The sequence below is a fragment of the Petrotoga sp. 9T1HF07.CasAA.8.2 genome (assembly GCF_002895585.1).
In the GTDB taxonomy this organism is placed as follows: domain Bacteria; phylum Thermotogota; class Thermotogae; order Petrotogales; family Petrotogaceae; genus Petrotoga; species Petrotoga mobilis.
Genome location: NZ_AZRI01000022.1, coordinates 1 through 2,004 on the forward strand (window position 1 = coordinate 1; position 2,004 = coordinate 2,004).

General features: G+C 35.9%; 2 protein-coding genes. Both read left to right on the forward strand.

Annotated elements, in window-relative coordinates; translation table 11 throughout:
* Positions 1–320: hypothetical protein (locus X925_RS10285; protein WP_158245414.1), on the forward strand; the 320-nt coding region annotated here is incomplete at its 5' end.
* Positions 321–449: 129 nt separating this feature from the next.
* Complete coding sequence (locus tag X925_RS04615) at positions 450–1,739, forward strand: SLC13 family permease (protein ID WP_103065876.1); 1,290 nt, start codon at positions 450–452, stop codon at positions 1,737–1,739.
* Positions 1,740–2,004: the final 265 nt, after the last annotated feature.

Here is a 2,004-nt window from a genome sequence, read left to right on the forward strand (position 1 = left end):
ACGAAGATTTCAATAATTTTGGCCTCTACGGTATTCTTCAGGTAAACAGTCAGATAGAAGATCTAAATAGTATTTTAGTAGATATAAACGAACTAACCTACGATTTAGTGGCTACAAAAACTTATACACTTGGTGAGAAACAAACCTCAGAATTATCTTTATATCCAGGATTTGGTCTCTCAATAAGTAAAGAAAATCAACCATCTATATACTTTAATTTCGGAGCTCAGTACGCTTTTCCTTTTCAAAAAAGCAAGGTTTTTCTTTTTTACTTATTTCATCAACACTTACACACTATAAGTTTATCATTCGAATTTTAACCGTGTTGGGCAGAAGGGTGAAACCATTATTCAACCTTCCTTAGAGGGTGGGCTGCGGGGCGAAGGGGCGCTATTTATAAAGTTCTTAAAAACAGTAAAAATAATAACATCAGGAGGAACCTTTAATTTATGTCACCAAGTGAACTAGTAACCCTTATAGTATTCGCTGTAGTATTGTTTTTTATCATCACCCACAAAATTAACAGAACCATTGTTGCCATGTTAGGAGCTTCGGTGCTTATTATATTCGGAGTTTTTCCGGACGAAATTGAAGCCATAAGAAATTATATCGATTTCAACACCCTTCTTTTACTGCTCGGGATGATGTTATTTGTAAGCGTTATTCGTAGAACTGGCCTTTTTTCATATGTAGGTATTAAGACTTTGAAAATATTTGGGCATAACGGATACATGTTGTTTATTTCCTTAACTTTTTTGGTTGCATTAATTTCAGGTTTCATTGATAATGTTACTACGATACTTGTTTTTATACCTATTACCTTTGCTATAACGGATTCTTTAAAAATCAATTATTTCCCTTATGTTTTAGGGGAAATTTTTGCATCGAACATTGGAGGTATGGCAACCATCATTGGTGATCCACCCAATATTATGATAGCTTCAGCTGCAGGATTTTCCTTTTCAGAATTTGCTTTAGTTATGTACCCAATTGCAATAATGAATCTCTTGTTCATGGATATGCTTTTTATATTCATTTTTAAAAAAGATCTTCAAATCAAATTTGATAAAGAGAGTATAAAAAGTTTTGATACGTCCCATTTGATCGAAGATAAAAGAAGATTTTTCCTGTCCATAATTCTTTTTGTAAGTGTAATAATCGCTTTTTCTACTCAACACTTTTTAGGTTTGGAGAGTTCTACTATTGCAATAGTAGCAGGATTCTTCTCTTTACTACTATTAGCGCCAAATCAGGTGAGGGATACTTTGAATGAAGTTGAGTGGGAAAGTCTTTTATTCTTTTTTGGTTTATTTCTCATTACAGGGGCGATGGAAGAAACAGGACTGATAGCTAATTTATCCGATGTCATGGTAAAAGTTGCTGGAGATTCGGTAAAATCTTTCACTTTGTTTATTTTACCAGTTGCTAGCTTAATTTCAGGATTCATTGATAATATTCCTTTTACAGCGACTATGATTCCCGTTGTTCAACATTTACAAGTAGTGCAACCCGGTATTTTCAGTAATTTAGATCCGGTGTGGTATTCTCTTGCAATGGGTGCGTGTTTGGGTGGGAATGCAACTTCCATCGGTGCATCCGCAAATATAATTGGACTCGCGATGTTAACCCAGTTCAAGAATAAAACTATCTTGTTCAAAGATTTTGCTAAATACGGATTTTTACTTGTTTTAGGAAATATAGTTATCTCAGAAATTTATTTATTATTATTGTTTTTCTAGAAACTCTAGGATGGATTACAAGAAGAAGCCATACTTGCCAGTCCCTTATGGGCAAGTCAAGGAGTGGGGGCCTAGACTCCTTCATCCTTAGAGGGCGGGGAGCGGGGCAAGGGGCGCTAACAAAGACTAAACACGACTTACAAGAAAACTAAGCAAACAATTAATCCAAAAAAATGGTTTTAAAAAGGGTCACAGGGCGGAGCCCTCCCCCTGCCAGTTTAAGGGACCGCAGGTCCCTTCCTTAGAAGGGTGGGGAGCGGGGCAA